18 protein-coding genes and 2 tRNA genes are annotated in these 19,501 nt (G+C 70.8%); 12 read left to right on the forward strand and 8 right to left on the reverse strand.

Annotated elements, in window-relative coordinates:
* The first annotated feature begins 66 nt into the window (after window positions 1–66).
* From P5G50_RS04920 to P5G50_RS04935, 4 genes are all read left to right on the forward strand, one after another.
* Window positions 67–1,368: an LCP family protein gene (locus P5G50_RS04920; protein WP_301210198.1), complete on the forward strand. Its 1,302-nt coding sequence runs from the start codon at window positions 67–69 to the stop codon at window positions 1,366–1,368.
* A 129-nt stretch (window positions 1,369–1,497) separates the two neighbouring features.
* Window positions 1,498–1,582: transfer RNA gene (locus P5G50_RS04925), tRNA-Ser, on the forward strand.
* Between the two features lie 96 nt (window positions 1,583–1,678).
* Window positions 1,679–1,933, forward strand: coding sequence for a hypothetical protein (locus tag P5G50_RS04930; protein WP_301210199.1), 255 nt, complete (start codon window positions 1,679–1,681; stop codon window positions 1,931–1,933).
* A 41-nt stretch (window positions 1,934–1,974) separates the two neighbouring features.
* Window positions 1,975–2,724 carry an ABC transporter permease gene (locus P5G50_RS04935; protein ID WP_301210200.1) on the forward strand — a complete coding sequence of 250 codons (750 nt, stop codon included), beginning with the start codon at window positions 1,975–1,977 and terminating at the stop codon, window positions 2,722–2,724.
* A 37-nt stretch (window positions 2,725–2,761) separates the two neighbouring features.
* Here the strand turns inward: P5G50_RS04935 and P5G50_RS04940 are convergent, their stop codons facing one another.
* Together P5G50_RS04940 and P5G50_RS04945 are read right to left on the reverse strand one after the other, a co-directional pair.
* Window positions 2,762–3,799 carry a TerC/Alx family metal homeostasis membrane protein gene (locus P5G50_RS04940; protein WP_301210201.1) on the reverse strand — a complete coding sequence of 346 codons (1,038 nt, stop codon included), beginning with the start codon at window positions 3,797–3,799 and terminating at the stop codon, window positions 2,762–2,764.
* A 188-nt stretch (window positions 3,800–3,987) separates the two neighbouring features.
* On the reverse strand, window positions 3,988–4,446 hold the full coding sequence (locus P5G50_RS04945; protein ID WP_301210202.1) for an ester cyclase: 459 nt from the start codon (window positions 4,444–4,446) through the stop codon (window positions 3,988–3,990).
* 59 nt (window positions 4,447–4,505) lie between these two features.
* Between P5G50_RS04945 and P5G50_RS04950 the strand changes: the two genes are divergently transcribed.
* The 7 genes from P5G50_RS04950 (at window position 4,506) to P5G50_RS04980 (ending at window position 12,485) form a co-directional block, all read left to right on the forward strand.
* Window positions 4,506–5,177 carry a TetR/AcrR family transcriptional regulator gene (locus P5G50_RS04950; protein WP_301210203.1) on the forward strand — a complete coding sequence of 224 codons (672 nt, stop codon included), beginning with the start codon at window positions 4,506–4,508 and terminating at the stop codon, window positions 5,175–5,177.
* A complete protein-coding gene (locus P5G50_RS04955; RefSeq protein WP_301210205.1) occupies window positions 5,174–5,962 on the forward strand; it encodes a sugar phosphate isomerase/epimerase family protein in 789 nt (262 codons plus the stop codon). Before P5G50_RS04950 ends, P5G50_RS04955 begins: the two co-directional genes overlap by 4 nt.
* Before the next feature lie 138 nt (window positions 5,963–6,100).
* Window positions 6,101–8,911: a fibronectin type III domain-containing protein gene (locus P5G50_RS04960; protein WP_301210206.1), complete on the forward strand. Its 2,811-nt coding sequence runs from the start codon at window positions 6,101–6,103 to the stop codon at window positions 8,909–8,911.
* A 167-nt stretch (window positions 8,912–9,078) separates the two neighbouring features.
* On the forward strand, window positions 9,079–10,596 hold the full coding sequence (locus P5G50_RS04965) for a SulP family inorganic anion transporter (protein WP_301210207.1): 1,518 nt from the start codon (window positions 9,079–9,081) through the stop codon (window positions 10,594–10,596).
* Window positions 10,597–10,620: 24 nt separating this feature from the next.
* Entirely contained in the window at window positions 10,621–11,238 is a 618-nt protein-coding gene (locus P5G50_RS04970; protein ID WP_301210209.1) for a DUF2510 domain-containing protein, read from the forward strand.
* A gap of 74 nt (window positions 11,239–11,312) precedes the next feature.
* Window positions 11,313–11,404 (forward strand) — tRNA-Ser (locus P5G50_RS04975).
* 244 nt (window positions 11,405–11,648) lie between these two features.
* Window positions 11,649–12,485 carry an alpha/beta fold hydrolase gene (locus P5G50_RS04980; protein WP_301210210.1) on the forward strand — a complete coding sequence of 279 codons (837 nt, stop codon included), beginning with the start codon at window positions 11,649–11,651 and terminating at the stop codon, window positions 12,483–12,485.
* Here the strand turns inward: P5G50_RS04980 and P5G50_RS04985 are convergent.
* From P5G50_RS04985 to P5G50_RS04995, 3 genes are read right to left on the reverse strand one after another with little or no spacing between them, the layout of a single operon-like run.
* A complete protein-coding gene (locus tag P5G50_RS04985) occupies window positions 12,472–13,188 on the reverse strand; it encodes an NADPH-dependent F420 reductase (RefSeq protein ID WP_301210212.1) in 717 nt (238 codons plus the stop codon). The two genes, P5G50_RS04980 and P5G50_RS04985, sit on opposite strands and share 14 nt — an antisense overlap.
* A gap of 13 nt (window positions 13,189–13,201) precedes the next feature.
* The gene (locus tag P5G50_RS04990; protein ID WP_301210214.1) at window positions 13,202–14,281 is read right to left on the reverse strand and encodes an LLM class flavin-dependent oxidoreductase; all 1,080 of its coding nucleotides are present in this window, start codon (window positions 14,279–14,281) and stop codon (window positions 13,202–13,204) included.
* Between the two features lie 46 nt (window positions 14,282–14,327).
* Entirely contained in the window at window positions 14,328–15,338 is a 1,011-nt protein-coding gene (locus P5G50_RS04995; protein ID WP_301210215.1) for an LLM class flavin-dependent oxidoreductase, read from the reverse strand.
* A gap of 185 nt (window positions 15,339–15,523) precedes the next feature.
* On the opposite strand from P5G50_RS04995, the gene P5G50_RS05000 reads away from it, so the two are divergent.
* Window positions 15,524–16,006 carry a MarR family winged helix-turn-helix transcriptional regulator gene (locus P5G50_RS05000; RefSeq protein ID WP_301210216.1) on the forward strand — a complete coding sequence of 161 codons (483 nt, stop codon included), beginning with the start codon at window positions 15,524–15,526 and terminating at the stop codon, window positions 16,004–16,006.
* Between the two features lie 33 nt (window positions 16,007–16,039).
* On the opposite strand, the gene P5G50_RS05005 is transcribed toward P5G50_RS05000, so the two are convergent.
* From P5G50_RS05005 to P5G50_RS05015, 3 genes are all read right to left on the reverse strand, one after another.
* The gene (locus tag P5G50_RS05005) at window positions 16,040–17,044 is read right to left on the reverse strand and encodes an AraC family transcriptional regulator (RefSeq protein WP_301210217.1); all 1,005 of its coding nucleotides are present in this window, start codon (window positions 17,042–17,044) and stop codon (window positions 16,040–16,042) included.
* A 518-nt stretch (window positions 17,045–17,562) separates the two neighbouring features.
* A complete protein-coding gene (locus tag P5G50_RS05010; protein WP_301210218.1) occupies window positions 17,563–18,207 on the reverse strand; it encodes a DUF1345 domain-containing protein in 645 nt (214 codons plus the stop codon).
* Window positions 18,208–18,281: 74 nt separating this feature from the next.
* On the reverse strand, window positions 18,282–19,436 hold the full coding sequence (locus P5G50_RS05015; protein ID WP_301210219.1) for a glutathione-independent formaldehyde dehydrogenase: 1,155 nt from the start codon (window positions 19,434–19,436) through the stop codon (window positions 18,282–18,284).
* Window positions 19,437–19,501 lie beyond the last annotated feature (65 nt).

Here is a 19,501-nt window from a genome sequence, read left to right on the forward strand (position 1 = left end):
CTGTTGCGCGGCGTGCGCCCACTTCTTGCGTGCGCCACCACCATGTCTCCCGCCGGAAGGAAGTGAATGAGCGAGATGCCCACCCGCGCGCAGACGCGTGCGCAGGAGAAGTCGGCCGGACCCTCCGTGGCCCGCCACGGCCGCCTCAAGAAGCATCATCCGTTCAAGACCATCCTCGGCATCCTCGCCGCCGCGGTCGCCGTCGTGGGCATCAGCACCGCGAGCGTCGCGGCCTACGCCACATACGACGTGGCCACCAGCTTCAAGCCGTCCGTCAAGCTCGTCGACGCCAAGGGCAACGTCAGCACCCCCAAGATCGGCGCGATGGACGGCGCCTTCAACGTGCTGCTCGCGGGCAGCGACTCGGGCGGCGGCAACGCGGCCTACGGTGAGCGGGGCGAGACCCTCAACGACGTGACGATGCTGCTGCACGTCTCGGCGGACCACAAGAACGCGACCGTCGTCAGCTTCCCGCGCGACATGTACGTGCCCATCCCGTCGTGCCCCGACCCCAACGGCGGCTCGTTCGACGCGATGAGCCGGCAGAAGATCAATACCTCCCTCAGCTACGGCGGCCTGGCGTGCACCGTGCTGACGGTCGAGAAGCTGACCGGGCTCGACATCCCGTACGCCGGCGTCATCGAGTTCGACGGCGTGATCGAGATGTCGAACGCTGTCGGCGGCGTGAACGTCTGCGTGGCGGGCGACATCGAGGACCCGTACACGGGCCTCGCCGTGAAGGCCGGAGAGAACACGCTGCAGGGCGCGCAGGCGCTCGCGTTCCTCCGCACCCGCCACGGCGTCGGCGACGGCTCCGACCTCGGCCGCATCAGCAACCAGCAGGTGTTCATGTCGTCGCTGGTCCGCACCATCAAGAGCGCGGACACGCTCTCGAACCCGGTCAAGGTCTACGGCCTTGCGAAGGCGGCGACCAGCAACATCCAGCTCTCCGAGAGCCTCAACAACGTGACGACCATCGCCTCCATGGCCATGGCGCTCAAGGATGTCGACATCAGCAAGGTCGTGTTCGTGCAGTACCCGAACCACTACGAGGGCGACGGGGTCGCCCCCAGCAAGGACGACGCGGACACCCTGATGGCGGCCCTGCGCAACGACCAGCCCGTGACGCTCACCGGCGACACCGGCGTCGGCTCGCAGGCCGACCCGAACGCCGCGACGCCGGGCGCCCCGGCGACGCCGGCCACGCCGGCCACGCAGGCCCCGACCGACGCCACGACGCAGGCGCCGACGACCGACGCCTCCGGCGGCACCGGCTCGACGGACGGCACCGGCTCGGTGACCCTCCCGTCGGAGGTCCACGGCCAGACGGCCGCGCAGGTCACCTGCTCGAAGCCGTTCGAGGGGTAGCCCGCATCCATTCGTCACAACACGCCGCCTGGCCGCCCGGCCAGGCGGCGTGTTGCGTCAACTCGTCGTTCCGGATGTGTGGAGGCAGCGCCCGGTAGACTCGCGGGCGACGCCGGTGCTTCGGCGCCAGGAGGGCTGTCCGAGCGGCCGATGGAGCCAGTCTTGAAAACTGGTGGGCAGAAATGTCTCGTGGGTTCGAATCCCACGCCCTCCGCTCCGTCCTCCCCAGGCCGTGAGCGCGGTGGTACCCTTCCCCCGAAACGCGGCATGGTAGCCCGCCGAGTGATCGCTCGGTGCTGATCGGAGGACCATGAGTGCTGATGGTGGTGTGCAGCAGACGTCCGCGGGTTCTGGCAGGGGGCTGGCGATCACGGGGATCGTCTTCGCCTTCCTCCTCCCGATCGTCGGGCTCATCCTGGGCCTCATCGCACGGAACCGCGCGCATGAAGCACGATCCGACACCCGGCTGGCCACCGTGGCGATCGTCATCTCAGCGATCATGATCGCGCTGGAGCTGATCGCCGGGATCTTCGTCACGATCGCGGTCTTCAACACGAGCCGGTAGCCGTCCCGGCGTCACCGGCTGTGGTGCGTAGGCTCGTCCCCGTGCCGATCGTCCGCGAGCTCGCCCCCACGCTGCTCGGCGTCGCACTGCTCGCCCTCCTCGCCACGGCCGTGCTCTCGGCGTACCGCGTGCCGCATCGGTGGGCGCCGCTGCTCGCGGTGCTGCAGGGGGCCGCGCAGCTGGCCGTCATCAGCGTGATCCTCGCGGGGGTCATCACGAGCCCGGTGTGGGTGGCGCTCGCGCTGCTCGTCATGTTCGGGGTGGCAGCCGCGACCGCCACCCGGCGGGTCGGCTGGTCCGTCGACCATGCGGCGATGATGGCTGCCGCCATGGCGACCGGTGTCGTCGTGACGTTCACGATCGTGTTCGCCACCGGGGCGATCGAGTTCAGCGCGCGGTACGCGCTGGCCGTCGGCGGCATCGTCATCGGCAACGCCATGAGCATCGCGACCCTGACGGGCCGCCGGTTCACGGAGGCGGTCGACGATCACTGGGACGAGGTGGAGGGCTGGCTCGCGCTCGGCGCCTCCCCCCGGCAGTCGACGCTCGAGCAGGCGCGGACCGCGGTGTACTCGGCCCTCATCCCGAGCGTCGACCAGACCAGGACCACCGGGCTGGTGACGCTGCCCGGGGCGTTCGTCGGCGCGATCTTCGGCGGAGTGTCGCCGCTGGAGGCCGGCCGCTTCCAGGTGGTGGTGCTCGCGTCGATCATCTGCGCCGGCTCCATCACCGCGGTGATCGTGTCGGCGTGGCTGGCGCCCGTGCGGGTGCGGCCGGGGCGGCTGCGGTAGGAGCGGCCCCGGCCCGCCCCTACCGACCGCGGCCGGCTCAGTGCTCGCCGTGCGGGCGCGCCGGGACCTCCGCCTGCTCGCTCGGCGCAGCCTCCACCTCGCCCTTGCCCTCGCCCTTCCCCTTGGTCTTCCGCTGGCTCGCCACCGCCGCGACCGCGATCGTGGCGCCGATGAAGGCCAGCGAGAACCAGGTCGGGATCTCGGGGATCCAGTCGATGTGCTCGCCGCCGTTGATGAAAGGCAGCTCGTTCACGTGGAGGGCGTGCAGCACCAGCTTGACGCCGATGAACGCCAGGATGACGGCGAGGCCCTGCGCCAGGTAGACGAGGCGCTGGAGCAGCCCGCCGATCAGGAAGAACAGCTGGCGCAGGCCCATCAGCGCGAAGGCGTTCGCGGTGAAGACGAGGTAGGCCTCGCTCGTCAGGCCGTAGATCGCCGGGATGGAGTCGACCGCGAAGACGACGTCGATGAGGCTGATCGCGATGATCGTGAGCAGCATCGGGGTGACGAAGCGGCGGCCGTCGATGCGGACGGTGAGCCGGTCGCGGTGGTACTCCTCCGTGACGGGGAGGTGGCGGCGCACGAATCGCATCACCGTGCCCTGGCTGGGGTCGGAGTCGTGGGAGCCGAACGCCTGGCGCCAGGCGAGGAACAGCAGCAGCGCGCCGAACAGGTAGAAGATCCACGAGTAGTTGTCGATCAGCGTCGCGCCGACCGCGATGAACGCGCCGCGCAGAACGAGCGCGATCAGGATGCCGATCATCAGCACCTTCTGCTGGTACGCCTTCGGCACCGCGAAGGCCGACATCAGCAGCAGGAACACGAACAGGTTGTCGACCGACAGCGCCTTCTCGGTCAGGTAGCCGGCGAAGTACTGACCGCCGAAGTCCCAGCCCGACACCACGCCGACCCCGACGCCGAACAGCAGCGCCAGGCCGACGTAGAAGGCGGACCAGCGGGCGGACTCGCCGATCGTGGGCTCGTGCGGCTTGCGCACATGGGCGAAGAACTCGTAGACGAAGAAGGCGATCGTCACGGCGATCGTGACGATCCAGATGAGCGGGGTGACCTGCACCGGGACTCCAAGGGGTAGGCGGAACGACCTGCCAAGGTCTCCTCCACCCCGCCGGAACAGCTGCGGGACCAGCGGCCCGGGCTGCGATGGCGCAGCCGTATTGACGGGCTCGCTGCGGGCGGGAGTACTCCCCTTGTGGCATCGATCGTACCGGAGGGCCGCTCCGCCCGCCTGGGAATCCGCCCCGCTCAGCGCGGCCCGGCTGCCACCCTCCCGGTCCGCACGAGGACCTCGAACCGGTCGGGCACCCCCCAGTGCTCGACGATGCGGCCCTCCTCGATGCGCGCGACGTCGAAGACGGTGAACTGCACGGGCAGGCCCGTCGGCGCGCCCAGGAAGGGACCGGTGTTGGTCCCGGCGCCCCTGGCGCGCACCCAGATCGTGGGTGCTGCGTCGTCGTGGTCGCCGGTCTGCGTCCAGTCCTCGACGGTGAACCGGAGGTCGGGGAACGCCGCGTGCACGGCCGTCATGCACGCCTTGAGCTTTCCGAGCGCTTCTGCGCCGGTGCCGGCCAGGTCGAACTGGTGCTCCACGATGTCGGGGGAGCACAGCTCGTCGACGACCTCCGTGCGACCGGCGGCGAAGCCCTCGGTCAGCATGCGCTCCATAATGCGGAGGGCGGGCGGATGGATCTGTGTCTGAACCATGATGACTCCTTCGTACTGCATGGTGTCTGCACTCGATGCAGTAACACTGCACTGAGTGCATGACTAGTATCGACCTCGTGGATGCGCAGGTCAAGAAGCCGTCGTCGTACCGGCAGGAGCAGGCCGAGGCGACCAGGCTGCGCATCGCGCTGGCGGCACAGACCCTCTTCGCCCGCGACGGCTACGCGGTCACCAGCATCGACGCCATCGCGCGGGAGGCCGGGGTCGGCACCCGCACGGTGTACGCGGTCTACGGCGCCAAGCGCGAGATCCTCAACGCGATCTGCGAGCGCTGGCTGGAGCGTGCCAGGGCGCGGGAGCTGGCGAAGGAGATCCTGGAGGAGCCGGACGCGACCGCGCGCGTCGCGGGGGCCGCGCGCTGGCTGACGACGCTGTACGCGACGGACTTCGACGTGGTGCGCATCCTCGATGCGGCGATGGACGAGGACGCCGAGACGCAGAGCCTCCTGCGCTCCAAGCTCCGCGGCCGCAACCGCGTCATGGACGGCCTGATCGCCTCGGTCGAGTCGTCGCTGGTGCTGCCGCTGGCCGACGCGCAGGCGATCTACCGCGCCCTCGCGGCGAGTGGCGTCTACAACGAGCTGGTGGTCACCGAGCAGTGGGGGCCGGAGCGGTTCCAGGAGTGGCTGCGACGGACGCTGTCCACCCAACTGCTGGGCGCCGCCGACGGCGACCAGCAGAGAGCACGACCCGAAGCGAGGAAGCGATGACCGAACCCATCATCTCCGACCCCATCATCTCGGTGCAGCTGTGGAGCGTCCGCGAGGAGATCGCCGAGCGCGGCTGGGACGCGGTCGTCGACGCGCTCGCCGCGGCCGGCTTCGAGCACGTCGAGCCGTTCCACGTCTCCCGCACGCTGCCCGAGCTCGCTCCCGCCCTGGCGCGCACGGGCATCACGACGCCGACCGTGCACGGGGAGCTGCTCGGCGACGAGCTGCCGCGCACCATCGACGCGGCGGCGGAGGCCGGGGCGACGCTGGTGATGCACCCCTCCTTCCCGGCCGAGCGCTGGCACGAGCCGGACGGCCGCCTCGCGGTGGGCCGGATCGCCGACGACCTCGAGCGCGCCGCCGAGCTGGCAGCACCGCTCGGGATGCGGGTGGCCTTCCACAACCACGACGACGACCTCCGCGTCGCCGTCGACGGCCGCCCCGCCCTGCTCGCGCTGATGGAGCGGGTGGGCCCGTCGGTCGGCGTCGAGTTCGACCCGTACTGGGCCACGATCGCGGGCGTCGACGTGCCGGCGACGATCCGCGCCCTCGGCGGGCGGATCCTCGCGGTGCACCTCAAGGACGGGCCGCTCGACGGCGTCAACGAGGACCAGGTCGCGGTCGGCGACGGTGAGCTGGACTGGCCGTCATTCGTCGCGCTGGTGCCTCCCGCGGCGCCCCTCGTGATCGGGCTGGACGAGTTCCGGGGGTCGACGCTGGACGCCGTCATCCGCAGCCGCCGGCGCGTGGTGGAGCTGGTCGCGGCGCGCGACGGTCGCCGGTAGCGGGAAGGCGCGGCGTCCCTCGAACGGGTGGGCGCCCAGCCGTACCCGTCGGCGCTCGAAGCCGTCGGCATGGATATTCTCGGCGCGCGTGGGGTCCCTCCCACCTCCCGAACCCCGAACCCCCGCCCGAGGTCGTAGATGACACCCCGCCCCCTGCCCGGATCCGCCCTGCCCGGAACCGGCGCCCCCTCCCACGCCGCCCGCCGCCCCCGACTCGGCCGGCGCCTCCTCGCCGCCGTCGGCGCCGCGGCCCTGCTGACCTCGGCGTGGCCGCTCGCCGCGAGCGCCGCCCCCGTCGTCGGGGGCACCGGCACGCCCGTCCCGTACACCGAGCAGGGCTCCCCGGTGCCCATCGGTCAGAACGTGACCATCACGAGCGACGCCGGCAGCCCCTCCACCTACGGCGGCGGGTACATCGACTTCCAGATCGACGGCGACACCGCCTCCTCGTTGCTCTCGCTGCGCAGTGACGCGGCGCCCAGCACGGCGAGCGGAGTGATCTCGATCGTCGGCGGCGTCGCGTACCGCGGCAACGGCACGACGGCCGACGTCATCGGGTCGGTGGACGAGAACATCGACGGCACGAACGGCCACCTGCGGGTGAACTTCACGAGCCCGTTCTCGAACTCGAGCTTCGAGGACGGGATCACCGGCTGGACGCCGGTGGAGCAGCGGATCGACCTCGGCGTCACCGACCTCGCCGGCTTCCCGTCGCTGGAGACGGGCACCTACCCCTCCGGTGGCGCCGCGCCCTACGGGGCGCCGACGAACCAGGACAACACCGCGCCGCAGCGGCCCGGCACCTTCTCCGTCACGCGCGACAACAGCCAAGCCACCGATGGCGTCTCGAGCCTGTCGCTGTCGTCCTCCGGGATGACCACCACGCAGGGCTGCGACGTCGTGCACGGGCCGGCCGTGTACAGCGACGTGTTCCCGGCCTCGCAGGGCGACCAGATCTACTTCGACTGGCGCGCCTTCTACGGCGACGACGCGTACGACGTGCTCGGCTACGTGCTCAACACCGACGACGGCACCACGACGCCGGTGCTCGACGCCACCGGCACCGAGGCGGGCAACACGGAGTGGGCGACGGTCAACGCGGCCATTCCGAAGAACGGCAACTACCGCTTCGTCTTCGTCTCGGGCACCTTCGACTTCAGCTGCGGCCGGGCCGCCGGCGCCTCCCTGCGCATCGACAACGTGCGCGTCTACGGCACCAAGGCCAACGACGCCGCCGCTCAGGAGATCGCGCGCCGCCTGCTCTTCAGCAGCACGTCGGACAACCCGCCGACCACGCCGCAGACGCTCACCGTGACCGTCAAGGACACCACGGGCAAGACCGGGACGAACATCCAGCCGGGAGTCCAGATCGCCCCCGTCGACGACGCGCCGACGATCGACACCCCGGCCGCCATCGCCTTCACCAACACGGAGGCGGCCCCGGAGACCTTCGCCGCGCAGACCGGCACCCTCTCGGCCGCCGACCCCGACAGCACCGGTTTCACCTACGGCGTGACCGGAGCGTCGGCGAGCTCGGCCGTCGCCGGGTACGACCTCGCGAAGGCCGGCGCCTCCGGCACGCTGTACGTGAACTCGACGACCGGCGCCTACCGCTTCGAGCCCGACGCGGCGGCCATCGACCGCACGCTCGTCAGCGCCACCGACGCGTTCGCGGTGACCGTCACAGCGGACGGCAAGCAGGCTCAGGCCCAGCTCTCCGTCGCGATCACGGTCGCCGTGGCCGGTACGGCGCACGCCCCGACCGGCCTCCAGGCCGCCCCCGGCGACGCCTCCGCCCGTCTCACCTGGACGGCGCCGGACTGGACCGGCGGCGCGGCCGTCACCGGCTACCGGATCGAGACCTCGACGGACGGTGGAACGACCTGGGTGGAGGCCGTGGCCGACACCGGCTCGGCCGACACCTCCGCCACCGTCACAGGCCTGCAGAACGGCACCGACACCCGGTTCCGCGTCAGCGCGATCACCTCGGAGGGCACCGGAGCCGCGAGCGACCCGGCGTCCACCACGCCGCGCACCGCGGCCTCCCCGGTCACCGTCGTCTCGGTGAAGCCCGGCAACCACACCCTCACCGTCGACTTCGCCCCGCCGGCCAGCACGGGCGGCACGCCGGTGACCGGCTACGAGTACTCGCTGGACGGCGGCAAGACCTGGACGGCGTTCGACGCGAGCGTCAGCCCCCTGGTGGTCCGCGGCCTCGACAACGGCACCGACTACGCATTCACCATGCGCGCGGTCACCGCCGCGGGCCCCGGCGCCGCGACCGACGTGCGCACGGTGCAGGCGACCGTCTCGCCCGTGCTGCTGCCCGGCGACGGCGGCCAGGTCCTCCCGGAGTTGGAGCCCGGCCAGACGCGGATGTACATCGACGGCGAGCTGGTGACGGTGAAGACCTCGTACCAGGACGGCGTGCTCACCATCCAGGGCGACGGCTACACCCTCCGCATCAGCGCCGACGACGAGAACGGCGTGCGGACCGACGCGAACGGCCGGATCGTGATCCAGCACGGCGGAGCGGTCCACGTCTCGGGCAGCGGCTTCAAGCCGGGCTCGACGGCCGACCTCTGGCTGTTCAGCGCCCCCGTGCTGCTCGGCGAGCCGACCGTCGACCGCGACGGCGCCTTCGCCGCGACCTACAGCATCCCGGCGAGCACCCCGGCGGGGCCGCACACGCTGCAGATCAACGGTCTGTCGGCCGACGGCGCCCTGCGCACCGCGGTGACGGGTGTGGTGCTGGAGGCTGCGGCCGCGCCGAGCGGCTCCGGTGCCGGCTCCGGTGCCGCGCCGGTCGCGACCGTGGGCTCGGGCCTCGCCTCGACCGGCTCCGACGCGGCCTCGGCCGTGATCGCGGGCGGCGTCGCGGGAGCGCTCGTCCTGCTGGGAGCCGTCGTGCTCCTGGTGACGCGCCTGCGCCGGCGGCACAGCGCCTGACGGATGACGGCGAACGCCCCGGGTCTGTGCGGCCCGGGGCGTTCGTCGTCGGAGGCGGGCGTTCGTCGTCGTGCCCCGGCGCCGTCGTTAGGCTTGAACCCTCCTCCCCCCCCGCTGCCGAAAGGACTGCCGCGCGGTCTTCTCGCGGCCGTCCGGCGCACCCGACCATGCCCGTCGCCCCCTCCGCTCCCGAATCGACCGGCCTCCGTCTCCCGAACGGGCAGGTGCCGGCGCTCGCGGTGCTGCGCAGGCCGCGGCTGCTGACGACGGAGGTGCTCGCCGGGCTGGTGACGACCCTCGCGCTCATCCCCGAGGTCATCTCGTTCTCGCTGATCTCGGGCGTCGGGCCGGATGTGGCGCTGATCTCGTCGGTCGTGCTCGCGGTGGCGATGTCGTTCCTCGGCGGGAGGCCCGCGATGGTCTCCGCGGCGGCGGGGTCGGTCGCGCTCGTCCTCGCGCCCATGGTGCAGGCGCATGGCGTCGGCTACATGCTGCCGACGGTGCTGCTGACCGGGCTGATCCAGGTCGCGTTCGGCGCAGCCGGGCTCGCGCGGCTGGTGCGGTACATCCCGCGCTCGGTGATGGTCGGCTTCGTGAACGCGCTCGGGGTGCTGATCTTCGTCGCGCAGGTGTCGCATGTCGTGGACGTGCCCTGGCAGGTGTATCCGCTGTTCGCCGCGACCATCCTCATCGTCGTGGTGCTGCCGCGGTTCACGAAGGCGGTGCCGGCGCCGCTCGTCGCGATCGTGGTCGTCACGGCCGCGGCCTTCTTCTTCGGGCTGGATGTGCCGACCGTCGGCGACGAGGGCTCCGTCAGCGGCGCGCTGCCAGGGCTGACGCCGTGGACGGTGCCGTTCGACCTCGAGACGCTGCAGATCATCGCGCCCACCGCGCTGGCGGCCGCGCTGGTCGGGCTGCTGGAGAGCCTCCTCACCGCCAAGCTCGTCGACGACCTCACCGACAGCCGCTCGGCGAAGGGGCGGGAGTCGTGGGGTCTCGGCGTCGCGAACCTGCTGGCCGGGCTGTGGGGAGGCGTCGCCGGCTGCGCGATGATCGGCCAGACCGTCGTGAACGTGGAGCTCGGCCGCGCCCGCACCCGCATCTCCACCCTGGTCGCCGGGCTCGCGCTGCTGCTGATGGTCGCCGTGCTCTCGCCGGTGATGGCCGCGATCCCCATGGCGGCCCTGGCGGCCGTGATGATGGTCGTCGCCCTGCGCACGGTCGACTGGCACAGCGTGCGCCCCTCCACGCTCAAGCGGATGCCTGTGCCGGAGACGCTGGTGATGGTCGTCACGGTCGCGGTCGTCGTCGCGACCGGCAACCTGGCGACCGGCGTGGGTGTCGGCGTGCTGCTGGCCCTGGTGCTGTTCGCCCGCCGGATCACCCACGTGGTGCGCGTCTCGCGGACACTCTCGGAGGACGGTTCGGCCGCCCACTACCGCGTGCTCGGCCCGCTGTTCTTCGCGTCGAGCAACGACCTGACGGAGCAGTTCTCGTACGCCGACGACCCCGCCCGCGTCGTCATCGACCTCAGCGGCTCGCACGTCTGGGACGCCTCGAGCGTCGCCGCCCTGGACGCCGTCGAGACCAAATACGCGACGCACGGGGCCGCGGTGGAGCTGGTCGGGCTGAACGACCACAGCCGGCTGTTCCACGAGCGGCTGACCGGCGAACTGGGCGGGTAAGGTGCAGAAGACGGAAGGGGAGCGATGAGCTCGTCGGGGACTGCGGAGCCGGCGCCTGCCGCGCCGGGATGGTACGGGGACCCGTGGCGCGCCGCGCCGCTGCGCTGGTGGGACGGCGCGCAGTGGACCCCGCAGGTCGCCCAGACCCTCCCGCGCCGGCGGCTCCCTCTCGAGACCCCCGTGCAGACGGTGTGGGTGTGGCTGGTCGCGTTGCTGCCGCTGGTGTCGGTGCTGCTGCTGCCGCTGGTTCAGCCGCACATGGCGCTGCGCCCCACCACCTCCGGAACCCTCGTCGGTGACCCGCTCGCCCTGGTGGGCGGCCCGATGTTCTTCGTGGTGCAGTTCGTCTCGGTGGCGGCGACCGCCGCGACGGTCGTCTTCTCGTGGCTGGACCACCGGGCGCTCGCATCCCGCGGAGTCGAGCGCCCCTTCCACTGGGCCTGGTCGTTCCTCGGCGGCCTGGTCTACACGATCGGCCGCGCGGTGGTGCTGCGCAAGGTGACGCCCCGCAGCGCCCTCGCGCCAGTGATCGTGGCCGCCGTCGTGTACCTGGTGGCGATCGTGGTGACCATCGCCTGGACCATCTCGATCGTCGCGGGCCTCTTCACGACCTCCTTCGACCCGACGGTGGTCGGAGCCTGAGAAACCCGTGTCCGGGAGCGACGGATTCGTCCGTTATGATGGCTGTCGTGCGTCCAGCGTCAGCCGGTCGCGCTGGAGACGTCGCATAGTCAGGCCTAGTGCACCACCCTGCTAAGGTGGAGTCCCCGATAGGGGACCGAGGGTTCAAATCCCTCCGTCTCCGCCATTGAATCTGCTGGTCGGGGAACGTTTCTAGATTCCCATTCGCGCCTGACCCTCACGAACGCCCCGTCTGGGCGACATCGCGGGGAAGACCCCGTCGACCCTCGACGCGCGGGCCCGCTCCCTGCCAGGATCGTCATCATCCTGACGCGCGTCGTTCACGAGCCGGAAACGCCCCGCGAACATCATCGCTTCAGGGTGGCCGAACGGCTTTCGGCCCACGCATGAGCACAACGGGAGGACCCATCATGTCTTTTGTCACCACCGATGACGGTGCGGAGATCTTCTACAAGGACTGGGGTCCCCGTGACGCCCAGCCGATCATGTTCCACCACGGATGGCCGCTGTCGTCGGACGACTGGGACGCCCAGATGCTGTACTTCCTCGGCAAGGGATACCGCGTCGTCGCGAGCGATCGCCGGGGTCACGGGCGGTCGTCGCAGATCGGCACCGGCCACGACATGGACCACTACGCGTCCGACGCCTCCGCCGTGGTTGAGCACCTCGACCTCCGCAATGCCGTCCACATCGGCCACTCCACCGGCGGTGGCCAGGTCGCGCGGTACGTCGCCAAGTACGGAGAACCGCAGGGACGCGTCGCCAAGGCCGTGCTGGTCGCGGCCGTTCCCCCGCTGATGGTGCAGACCGACGCGAACCCGGAGGGCACGCCGATCTCTGTCTTCGACGGGTTCCGCGAGGCGCTCGCGGCGAACCGTGCCGAGTTCTTCGAGGCTGTCGCCTCCGGCCCGTTCTACGGCTTCAACCGTGAGGGCGTCACGCTGTCGCAGCCCGTGGTCGACAACTGGTGGCGGCAGGGGATGACGGGCAGCGCCCTCGCCCACTACGAAGGCATCAAGGCGTTCTCGGAGACCGACCAGACCGAGGACCTGAAGGCGATCAGCGTGCCGGTCCTGGTCGCCCAGGGCGACGACGACCAGATCGTCCCGTACAAGGACGCGTCGCTGAAGCAGGCCGAGCTGCTGCAGAACGCGACCCTCAAGATCTACGAGGGCTACCCGCACGGCATGCTGACCACCCACGCCGACGTCCTCAACGCGGACATCCTGGCCTTCATCCAGCAGTAGCAGGGCCGATCGCGCGGACGGCGCTCCGAGAGCCGCTCGGAGCCCCGTCGGCCGCGTCGATCAGCGAGCGCAGCTCGTCGGCCGGCACGTCCGCGCCGAAGGTCGGGCGGCCCGGCTGCAGGAGGGCGCCGGCGGCGAGCGGGCCGGCGACCACCGGGTCGAAGCCAAGGGCATCGATCAGGGCGGCGACGCGGTCGACGTCGGCTGCGTGGTCGCCGGCGATGGCGATGGCCTTGCGTTCCGGTGCACCGGCCGGGCGGCTCTCCTCCTCGAGGTCGTGGTAGCCCATGTGGTTCAGGGCTTTCACGACGCGGGAGCCGGAGAGGAACTCCTGCACGATCTCGCTTGTCGAGGTGAGGGGGTCGTTCAGGTCGTCGCGGATGCCGTCGGTCTCCCACCAGTAGTTCATCGCGTCGATGACGAGTTTGCCGCGCAGCTGCTCGACCGGGAGGTCGCGGTAGTTCCCCAGGGGCAGGGCGAGGATCACGACGTCCGCCCCTTCTGCCGCCTCCTCGGGACGGGTGGCCGTGGCGCCCGGGGTGAGGACGTCGACGGTGAGGGCGATGCGGTCGGCGTCGCCGGAGCCGGAGATCAGCACGCGGTAGCCCGCCGCGAGGGCGAGCCTCGCGAGGACGGTGCCGACCTTGCCCGCTCCCAGGATGCCGACGGTGCGGATTCCGCCCGTGTGGATGTGGTCGTTCATGTCCATCCTTTCGTCAGCGCCGGAATGCGGCGCCGGTAGCGGGCTTCGGTGCCTCGGCGAGCAGGTCGCGCACCATCGGGATGACCGTCGTGCCGTAGAGCTCGACGGCCCGCATCCGGTCGCTCGCCCGCATGGCTCCGCCGGCGGTGTAGATGAGGTCGAAGCGGCCCACGTCGAGCGTGCGGATGGCGTCGGCCATCTTGCGGGCGACGGTCTCGGGGGAGCCGATGTAGAGCGAGCCGTGCGCGACGTCCGCCTCGAACTCCTGCCGCTGCAGCGGCGGCCAGCCGCGCAGGGCGCCGATCCGGTCGCGGATCACCTTGTAGCCGGGATAGAACAGCTCCATCGCCTCCTCGTCGGTCTCGGCGATGAACCCGGGGGAGTGCATCCCCACGGGGAGGGCCTCTGTGCCGAACTGCTCGGCCGCCCGGCGGTACAGGTCGACGTACGGCGTGAAGCGGGAGGGTGCGCCGCCGATGATCGCGAGCATGAGCCGGAACCCGTAGTGCGCCGTGCGCAGCACCGACTGCGGTGTGCCGCCGACGCCGACCCAGGTGCGCAGGCGCCCGGACTCCGTCTTCGGGAACACGTCGGCCTCGTGCAGGGCGGCCCTCGTGGTGCCCTCCCAGCTGACCGGCTTCTCGTCCAGCAGCTTGTTGAAGAGGTCGATCTTCTCCTCGAAGAGCAGGTCGTAGTCCGCCAGGTCGTACCCGAACAGCGGGAAAGACTCGGTGAAGGACCCGCGGCCCAGGATCACCTCCGCTCGCCCGTTCGAGAGGGCGTCGACGGTTGCGAACCGCTGGAACACCCGCACCGGGTCGTCGGAGGACAGCACGGTCACGCCGGAGCCGAGCCGGATGTTCTCGGTCGCGGTGGCGATGCCGGCGAGCACGGTCTCCGGCGTCGAGATGGCGTACTCGGGGCGGTGGTGCTCGCCCACGGCGAAGGCGTCCACCCCGAGGTCGTCGGCGAGGATCGCCTCGTCGCGGGTGGCGCGGATCGCGTGGGCGAAGCTGGTGATCTCGCCCCGGTCGTCCCTGGGCAGGTCGCCGAAGGTGTCGAGGCCGAATTCGAGGCCGGTGATGTCGGTCATGGTGTGTCTCCTGTCGGAACGGATGACGGTGGGTCGGTGGGGCAGGTCACTGCGGGGCGTTCGCCCGGGCGGTGACGATCTGGGCCGTGTGGCGGTCGGTGAGGCGCCAGTCGCCCGGGTCCTCAGCGATCAGCTCGCGGACGCGGGGCGCGACCTGCTCGCCGAAGAGCCGGATGCTGCGCTCACGGGCCTTCACCGGCAGGTGCCGGATGTCGTACTTCAGGTCGAAGCGCGAGAGGTGGTTGGTGCGCACGATCGCGGCCAGCTTCTGAGCGACGGTCTCGGGGGAGCCGACGTAGAGGGCGCCGGTCGCGACCTCCTGCGCGTACCGTTCGGCGGTGGGCGGGTAGAACCCGCGCTCCTCGCTCAGCGCGGTCACGACCGGCCGCCAGTACTGCCAGTGCTCGTTCTTCGCCTCGTCGTCGGTCGGCGCGATCAGCCCGAGCGAGTGCTGCCCGATCGGCAGCTCCGGCTGCCCGAACTGGGCCAGCGCTCGCAGGTAGAGCTCGGCGTGGCCGGCGAAGCGCTCCGGCTTGCCGCCGATGATCGCCATCATCAGGGGGAGGCCGTACCGGGCGGCGCGGACGACGGAGTCGGGGCTGCCGCCGATGCCGATCCAGGCGGGGATGCCGCCCTCGGGCATCCGCGGGCGCAGCCGCACCGACTCGAGCGGGCTGCGGTACCGGCCGGACCAGGTGACCCGATCCTCTCGCATGAGGCGGAGGAAGAGGTCGAGCTTCTCGTCGAAGATGTCCTCGTACTGCGCGATGTCGTAGCCGAACAGCGGGAACGACTCGATCGCCGACGCGCGGCCGAGCACGAGCTGCGCGCGTCCGCCGGAGATCCCGTCGACCGTGGAGAACTGCTGGTACAGCCGCACCGGGTCCTGCGTCGACAGCACCGTGACGGACGTGCCGAGCCGGATCGTGGACGTCGCCTGAGCGGCGGCCGCGAGCACCACGGGCGTGGCGGAGTCGACCATGTCCTCGCGGTAGTGCTCGCCGACGCTGTAGACGTCGAGGCCGACGGATTCGGCGAGCTGTGCCTCCTGGACCATCAGCCGAGCGTCTCGGCGTCGGACAGGACCCTGCCGCCGTCGGTGGCGACGTCCCCGAAAGAATTCAGTCCGAACTCGAGTTCTCCCATGTCGATCACGACCTCTCTCGCCTCCGGAACCATCCGAATTGACGTGTCAATGCTGTAACAATGGACTTGACGCGTCAATTCCCAGAGGGAGACGAGATGAACGAGGACAGACCGCGCCGCGCCCCGACGCGGGAGCAACTCCGCATCTGGCGCGACTACATCGAGACGGCCGAGGTGCTCCGCACCCGTCTGGGCAGCAGGCTGCAGAGCGAATCCGAGCTGTCCGCCGGCGACTACCAGGTGCTGCTCGCCCTGACCGAGGCCGAGGATCGCACCCTCCGCTCCTCCGAGCTGGCGGACCTGATCGGCTGGGAGCGCAGCAGGCTCTCCCACCACCTCGGCCGCATGGAGAGACGCGGACTGATCAGCCGCCAGGCCTGCGCGGACGACGTCCACGGGATCGACGTGATCGCCACGGACGCCGGATCGGCGGCGTTCCGAGCCGGCTCCGTGCCCCACCTCCGTGCCGTGCGCGAACTGTTCCTCGACGCCCTCACGCCCGCCCAGCTGAACGAGGTCGACGACGTGACCAGGGCGCTGCGCCGGCACTTGGGGCTGGAGTCTGCTCCGGAGGAGTGACGGCGAGCGCCGGATCGGCCCCGTTCTGTCGTCTCAGGCCCCTGGTTCTCCCCCCGCCCCGCGCAGCGTCTGCGACGGATGCTCCCCGAACGCCCGGCGGTATGCCGCCGCGAACCGCCCGAGGTGGATGAAGCCCCAGCGGGTGGCGGCCTCCGTCACGCTGTCCGTGCCGGGCTCGGCCCGGGAGAGCTCCTCTCTGACGTGCTCCAGCCGCACCGTGCGGAGATAGGCCATGGGGGTCGTGTCGAGAGAGCGGCGGAAGCCCTGCTGGAGGCTGCGCGCACTCACCGACACCCTCGCCGCGAGCTCGACGACCGTCCACGGGTGAGCGGGGTCGGCGCGGAGGAGGTCCACGGCACGCGAGACGGGGCGCGTGCCCGGGTCGGGCGCCGGGGCCAGGAGCGCGTCCGAGTGGTTGTGGGGTTGCGCGAACAGCAGTGACTGGATGAGCGTCTGCTCCAGCCGGAGGCGGGCCAGGGGGTGAGCGAGCGGTCCGCTCTGCATGGCGGAGGCCTCGTCGATCGTCAGCAGAGCCTGCAGCATCATGCGGCCGCCCGGCCCGGTCAGGTCGAGCTCCCTCGTGTACTCGAGTGGACGGACGGATTCGCGGCCGAGCAGCCGCTCCAGCTCGAGCTGGAGCTCATCGCGGGGGATCATGACCGACAGCTGCGAGAACCACGCGCTGCAGTCGAGCCGCACGGGCTTGCCGGGTGTGAAGACGCCGGCGGTCCGGGAGGTGGCGTGGATCTCCGGGCCGACGCCCGCCCGCATGACGGCTCGGCCGTCGACCGGGATGTCGAGATGGTAGTTCTCCGCCTCGACGGTCTCGATGCAGACCTCCTCGCGGAACCGCATGAAACCGCAGGTGACCCGGCCCACGTCGAGGGCGTTGAGCGTCATCCCCACGCTTCCGGAGGCCGGCACGAACGGGAAGTTCACGGGGAGAAACACCTGGGAGAGGGCCTCCCGAGCCTGCTCGACGCCGCGACCGGCCGCGACGCGGTGAGTGGCGAAGAGTTCGCCGAGCGGCCGATCCATGCGGCGATTGTAAGCAGGCCCCGCGAGGCGTTCCGACCGTCCCGGCGACCGGTCGTTCGCGAACGGGACAGCGGTGTTCGCCCACCGGATAGCCCGGCCTCCGGGGCCGACCTACCGTGGAGGCACGGTCGACGTGTCCGACCTGCGAGCGCGGTGGCTCTCCCCGTCGGGTGGGGAGGGTCACCGCGACGGCACCACCCCATCCCGACCGCCCGAAACCCGCTGGAACACGATGATCGAACCGAATCAGATGACGCGCCCGCGCTGGTGCCCGCGGTGTCGGGCTCGGATGCGCGTCCGGCCCAACCCCTACTACGGTGTCGGGCTAGCCGTCCACAACTACCTGTCCACCTGCCCGCGCTGCGGCCTGGTGGAGTTCCTGCCGCGCGTGCCCCGGCATGCCGAATCCGCGCCGGCCGTCGCCCCGGTGTCCAAGGCGTCCCCGGCCTCCTTCGCCCAGCGGGTGCTCGCCCTCGCGGCGCGCTTGTTCGCAGCGCCGAGATAGGGGAGGGCCGGGCTCAGCCCTGTCCGCCGAGGCTGGTCACGATGTTGATGGCGACGGCGATGAGCACCGTGCCGAAGAAGTACGACAGGAGCGCGTGCATGAGCGCCTTGCGGCGCGTCCCGACCGCGTTCGGCTCGACCTCCGAGACGCCGTAGGACATCCCGATGGTGAACGCCAGGTAGGCGAAGTCGCTGTAGGTGGGCGGGGACTCCTGGTTGAAGTCGAAGCCGCTCCCGTGGTGGTCCACGTAGTACATGCGGGCGTATTTGAACGCGTAGACGGTGTTCACCAACGCCCACGCCACGATCGTCCCCAGCATGCCCAGGATCACCAGCGCGATCGAGGCCAGGTCGGTGCTCCGGTTGCTGGACTGCACCACCGACGCCACGACGGCCGCGATGCTGACGAGGCACGCGGCGACGATGACGTCGTCGGTGATGTGCGTCGTCGACTCCTCGCGGGCCAGACGCTCCGTCCCGGCGCTGTCCTTCGGCCAGCAGATGCGCCAGACCCAGACGAGGTCGATGATGCCTGCTGTGCACCATCCGACCAGCGGGCCGATGCGGGGATCGATGACGAGCGCCGCGACGGTTCCCGTCACGATGCCGATGGCGACGCAGATCAAGGTGCGGCGGGCGGAGAGAAGGCGACCGGCCATGGCTGCTCCCGAAGAGACAGGGGGCGGGCGACGTCGCCGGGGAGTCCCAGGCGACGCCGTCCGCCCCGCTGTCGTCAGGCGGCGGCCCCGGCCGGGTGGAGGATGACCTTCGTCCAGCCGTCGTCGCGGTTGTCGAAGTGCTCGTAGGCGTTCGGCGCCTCGTCCAGGCTCAGCTCGTGGCTGACGATCCAGGACGGCGTCGCCTTGCCCGCCGCGACGAGGTCGCGCAGTCGCCGGTTGTACTTCTTGACCGGCGCCTGGCCGCTTCCCATCGTCTGGCCGCGGAACCAGAACTGGCCGTAGTCGAACGCCACCTCGCCCTGCTTCGCCAGCTCGTCGGAGGCGCCGGGGTCCTGCGGGACGTACACCCCGACGACGCCGATCGTGCCGGTGAACCGGACGGACTGCACCAGCCGGTTGAGCGTCATGTTGGGATGCTCGTGCCCCTCGACGTCGTGCGCCTGGTAGCCCACGCACTCGCAGCCGTTGTCGGCCCCGAGACCCATGGTCATCTCGTTGACGGCCTCGACAGGGTCGACCTTCGAGTCGTCGATCGGGATGGCCCCGATCTCCTCCACCAGCCTCAGCCGGTCGGGGTGGCGGTCGACGACCATCACCCTGCTCGCGCCCTTGAGGATGGCGGAGTAGGCCGCCATGCAGCCGACCGGCCCGGCGCCGTAGATCACCGTCTGGTCGCCGGGCTTCACATCGGCCATCTCCGTCGCGTGGTAGCCGGTCGGGAAGATGTCGGCCAGCATCACGTAGTCCGACTGCTTCTCCTCGGCGTCCTCGCCCAGGCGCAGACAGTTGAAGTCGCCCCACGGGACGCGGAGCAGGTCGGCCTGACCGCCGGCCCACGGACCCATGTCGGCGAACCCGTAGGCGGCGCCCGCCCACTCAGCCTTCGGCTGCGCGGTCAGACAGTAGTTGGTGAGGCCGCGCTCGCAGTTCTTGCAGTGCCCGCAGGCGACGTTGAACGGGAGGACGACGTACTCGCCCTCCTGGACCTTGTCGACGCCGTCGCCGACCTCGATCACACGACCGAGATTCTCGTGACCGAACCATCGTCCGGTCTCGAAATCGGTCCGGCCCTCATACATGTGCAGATCCGATCCGCAGATGTTGGTCGAGGTGATCTGCACGAGTACATCCGTCGGCCGTTCGATGCGGGCGTCAGGGACATCCTGGACGCTGACCTCGCGCGGACCGTCGTACACCACTGCTTTCATCGTTCTACCTCCATCGATTGTTTATCCGCGGAGGCGGCACACTCATCCCCTGTCGTCGTCCCGCT

Source organism: Leifsonia williamsii (assembly GCF_030433685.1).
Taxonomy (GTDB): Bacteria; Actinomycetota; Actinomycetes; order Actinomycetales; family Microbacteriaceae; genus Leifsonia; species Leifsonia williamsii.

What these genes read in the sequence shown, in the direction of transcription:
- P5G50_RS04920 (WP_301210198.1), top strand. Translation starts at nt 67, where the DNA reads ATGAGCGAGATGCCCACCCGCGCGCAGACGCGTGCGCAGGAGAAGTCG.
- P5G50_RS04930 (WP_301210199.1), top strand. Translation starts at nt 1,679, where the DNA reads ATGAGTGCTGATGGTGGTGTGCAGCAGACGTCCGCGGGTTCTGGCAGG.
- P5G50_RS04945 (WP_301210202.1), bottom strand. Translation starts at nt 4,446, where the DNA reads ATGGTTCAGACACAGATCCATCCGCCCGCCCTCCGCATTATGGAGCGC.
- P5G50_RS04950 (WP_301210203.1), top strand. Translation starts at nt 4,506, where the DNA reads ATGACTAGTATCGACCTCGTGGATGCGCAGGTCAAGAAGCCGTCGTCG.
- P5G50_RS04955 (WP_301210205.1), top strand. Translation starts at nt 5,174, where the DNA reads ATGACCGAACCCATCATCTCCGACCCCATCATCTCGGTGCAGCTGTGG.
- P5G50_RS04960 (WP_301210206.1), top strand. Translation starts at nt 6,101, where the DNA reads ATGACACCCCGCCCCCTGCCCGGATCCGCCCTGCCCGGAACCGGCGCC.
- P5G50_RS04965 (WP_301210207.1), top strand. Translation starts at nt 9,079, where the DNA reads ATGCCCGTCGCCCCCTCCGCTCCCGAATCGACCGGCCTCCGTCTCCCG.
- P5G50_RS04970 (WP_301210209.1), top strand. Translation starts at nt 10,621, where the DNA reads ATGAGCTCGTCGGGGACTGCGGAGCCGGCGCCTGCCGCGCCGGGATGG.
- P5G50_RS04980 (WP_301210210.1), top strand. Translation starts at nt 11,649, where the DNA reads ATGTCTTTTGTCACCACCGATGACGGTGCGGAGATCTTCTACAAGGAC.
- P5G50_RS04985 (WP_301210212.1), bottom strand. Translation starts at nt 13,188, where the DNA reads ATGAACGACCACATCCACACGGGCGGAATCCGCACCGTCGGCATCCTG.
- P5G50_RS04990 (WP_301210214.1), bottom strand. Translation starts at nt 14,281, where the DNA reads ATGACCGACATCACCGGCCTCGAATTCGGCCTCGACACCTTCGGCGAC.
- P5G50_RS04995 (WP_301210215.1), bottom strand. Translation starts at nt 15,338, where the DNA reads ATGGTCCAGGAGGCACAGCTCGCCGAATCCGTCGGCCTCGACGTCTAC.
- P5G50_RS05000 (WP_301210216.1), top strand. Translation starts at nt 15,524, where the DNA reads ATGAACGAGGACAGACCGCGCCGCGCCCCGACGCGGGAGCAACTCCGC.
- P5G50_RS05005 (WP_301210217.1), bottom strand. Translation starts at nt 17,044, where the DNA reads ATGGATCGGCCGCTCGGCGAACTCTTCGCCACTCACCGCGTCGCGGCC.
- P5G50_RS05010 (WP_301210218.1), bottom strand. Translation starts at nt 18,207, where the DNA reads ATGGCCGGTCGCCTTCTCTCCGCCCGCCGCACCTTGATCTGCGTCGCC.
- P5G50_RS05015 (WP_301210219.1), bottom strand. Translation starts at nt 19,436, where the DNA reads ATGAAAGCAGTGGTGTACGACGGTCCGCGCGAGGTCAGCGTCCAGGAT.